This is a genomic window from Phaeodactylibacter luteus, assembly GCF_007993045.1.
Lineage (GTDB): Bacteria > Bacteroidota > Bacteroidia > Chitinophagales > Saprospiraceae > Phaeodactylibacter > Phaeodactylibacter luteus.
Window position 1 is genome coordinate 1 of sequence record NZ_VOOR01000110.1, and the last position, 3566, is coordinate 3566.

Annotated in this window: 1 protein-coding gene and 1 pseudogene; both read left to right on the forward strand. The window is 52.4% G+C overall.

Features of this window, described 5'->3' with window-relative positions; genetic code table 11:
- Window positions 1-1896, forward strand: a pseudogene (locus tag FRY97_RS22530) (hypothetical protein); the annotation flags it as partial.
- 72 nt (window positions 1897-1968) lie between these two features.
- Window positions 1969-2766 carry a T9SS type A sorting domain-containing protein gene (locus tag FRY97_RS21580; RefSeq protein ID WP_147169695.1) on the forward strand — a complete coding sequence of 266 codons (798 nt, stop codon included), beginning with the start codon at window positions 1969-1971 and terminating at the stop codon, window positions 2764-2766.
- The last annotated feature ends 800 nt before the right edge of the window (window positions 2767-3566 follow it).

A 3566-nucleotide genomic window follows, 5' to 3' on the forward strand; every position in this document is an offset into this window, starting at 1 on the left:
GACGACAACGACGGGGTGAACGACGCGGACGAGCTCTTGGTGGGCACAGACCCGCTGGACCCTGAGACGACGGACGGCACGCCAGACGGCAGCCTGGACAGCGACAACGACGGCATCAGCAACGGCGATGAATCAGACGAGACGCTGGCGGTAGCGACCGACGTAGCACCTGCGGACGGCAACCCTGACATCACGACGGCAGCGGACACAGACGGCGACGGCATTGCGAACGATGTGGACACGGACGACGACAACGACGGGGTGAACGACGCGGACGAGCTTTTGGTGGGCACAGACCCGCTGGACCCTGAGACGACGGACGGCACGCCAGACGGCAGCCTGGACTTCGATAACGACGGCATCAGCAACGGCGATGAATCAGACGAGACGCTGGCGGTAGCTACAGACGTAGCGCCAACGGACGGCAACCCTGACATCACGTTCGCGGATACGGACGGCGACGGCATCGACAACGCGGCAGACACAGATGACGACAACGACGGGGTGAACGACGCTGACGAGCTCTTGGTGGGCACAGACCCGCTGGACCCTGAGACGACGGACGGCACGCCAGACGGCAGCCTGGACTTCGACAACGACGGCATCAGCAACGGCGATGAATCAGACGAGACGCTGGCGGTAGCTACAGACGTAGCGCCAACGGACGGCAACCCTGACATCACGTTCGCGGATACGGACGGCGACGGCATCGACAACGCGGCAGACACAGATGACGACAACGACGGGGTGAACGACGCTGACGAGCTTTTGGTGGGCACAGACCCGCTGGACCCTGAGACGACGGACGGCACGCCAGACGGCAGCCTTGACAGCGACAACGACGGCATCAGCAACGGTGATGAATCAGACGAGACGCTGGCGGTAGCGACCGACGTAGCGCCTGCGGACGGCAACCCTGACATCACGTTCGCGGATACGGACGGCGACGGCATTGCGAACGATGTGGACACGGACGACGACAACGACGGGGTGAACGACTCGGACGAGCTCTTGGTGGGCACAGACCCGCTGGACCCTGAGACGACGGACGGCACGCCAGACGGCAGCCTGGACTTCGATAACGACGGCATCAGCAACGGCGACGAGTCTGACGAGACGCTGGCGGTAGCTACAGACGTAGCGCCAACGGACGGCAACCCTGACATCACGACGCCGGCATTTACAGTTGCTAATTTGGATGTTCAGGTCTTCCTGGAAGGGGCACTGTCTGGAGGAAGCATGCGTACAGATTTGAATGATTTCAACTACCTGCCGGGCGAAGCCAACAACGCGAATGCTGGACACCCTTATGGGGCTGCACCGTGGAACTACACCGCTTACACTGGAACGGAATATGGAGACGGTGGTACTCCTTACCCTGCGACAGTAGTGGACTGGATATTGGTTTCTGTCCGTGCTGATGGATTTAGCATTAGCGATGAGGTGTACCGGACGGCAGCTTTACTGCACAGCGATGGTACAATTGAAATACCATCTGCTGCGCCATCCTTGTCCGCTAGTGTACTGGGAGCAGTCAATTATGTAGTGATTGAGCACCGTAATCATATGGCGGTGATCAGCGAAGGTTTGACCTTAGTTGGAAACACGCTATCGTTTGATTTTAGATCAAACGACTCCAATGATCCAAATGGATTTGGAGGATTGACTCAAAAACTTATTGGCGGCAACTATGCGATGTATGGCGGTAACGTCGATCAATCGACTGCGAGCAACCGGATTACATTTGATGGGAATGATATTAGCGAGTTCTTGCTTCAGAATGGATCCTTCGGATACCTGACAGCGGATTGCAACCTTGATGTTGTGATAGATGGTTCAGACCTGAATATCCTTCTTCCTTTGAACGGCACCTTCGGTACGGTTACTTGGGAGTAACAAGAGCAACCCTACGGATCAGGTTTAAAGCCTGGTCTGTAGGGTATTTTTTCATTCAGTAAACTGAAAACAATGAATTTTTTCAAATATATCTCGAAGCTAGGTAGCAGCATTGGTGTCTTAGTGCTCATTCTGCTGAACACTACAGGTTTGGCTGGCCAAGCCTATGTCAAGTTCAAGATGCAAGAAGGGCCTGAAAAGCTGGCAGCCGATGCAAGGGAGTTAGTTGCAGTTGATGTGTATGTTTTTGGTGATTACGATGGAAGCGGGGTGGTCAACTCTGCCAACTTGATCATTGACAAGGACATCCTAAAGAGAAGCAACTACGACATATACAAATGGGAAAGTGGTGTTTCTGCTCCGGGCAATAACATCACGTATTCTCCAAAACCGCTGCAGAATCCTATCCTAAATTTTGCCTCCTTGGAAGGGGTTGAGAATGGCGGTTACATAGGGACACTTTGGTTGAGAAAGGAATCGAAAGGCCGGAGCACTGACAAGCTGGATTTGAAGGTGAGGAACAAAGATTTGTTTTTCCACTCAAAGGTTGACGGTGTAGCCTTGAGCTATCAAGGCAACATTCAGACGTTTGTCAACGAGCCTGTGAAAGTTTCGGTTTACCCTAACCCTTTCACTGATGAAGTCCACTTTATGTTAAGAAGCGAGCATGGGATAACCTTGGACCCAATCAGTATTGTAGTCTTGGATAATACAGGACGGGTACACAAACGCTATGAAAATATTGCCCCGGAGCTTAACACGCATCAGCGTTTATCTCTTTCAGATATCCCAGCGGGCACCTATTTCCTAAGCATAGTGCAGGGAGAGAATGTACAGATCAAATCAGAGCCCATAGTAAAGGTACATTGATCGGCAAATGTTTTGAAGCCGGCATTTGGGGGTAGCAAGCGTGCTATATCCCCTCAGCTGACATGAATTAGCAGCTAGCTGCTAAGCTGCCGCCTCGACAGTTTATAGAGAAGTGTAACGGTACTTTTCGTTTGGGGTAGAGGTGGCGGTAGATGCCTCCTTTAGCCTGTTGGCATTAGGTATAAGGCAAGTATCCAAAATTATCAGGAGAGAAGAAGGAGGACATCAGTATTGGCCTCCTTCTTCCTCTTTATTTTGACTTACTGACTGCTGTTCAATGGTCTTGAAGCAATCCGATAGTGTTCAAAAGGGCGCCAACCTGATTATCGTTTTTCAAGGATGGGCTTGCCCTCTCCGCAGGGATAGGGGCCTGCCCCTGCCCGCAGGCAGGTGCCGCTATGCTCCGGGGCTCGCTGTCCGCTCGGCCCCTCGCCCTACAGGCGTCGGGTCTGGCCTTCGGCCACCCCTTCGCAGCGCTAGGCCAAGGCCATGCTATCGGAATGCTTAAACGCCTACGACATTTTGGTTTACGCCCCCAAAGCACGAGCTAGAATTCATGAGCCTTGAATGGTCGTGCATATAAACTTTCAAATGTTTTCATCGCTACATACGCTTAATTCAACCCAATGAAACAACTAATTTTTATGCTAAAAAAGGTTTACAATAATTATTCCTTCTCTATGCAAGCTGTAGGGAAAGCCTCAATGAAGTTTTTCCAAGGAAGGTATGGCCTGCTTGTATTGCTAACAGGCTGCTTTATCCTCTCCAATATTAGTCTGAAAGCACAAGTCTTAGGCACG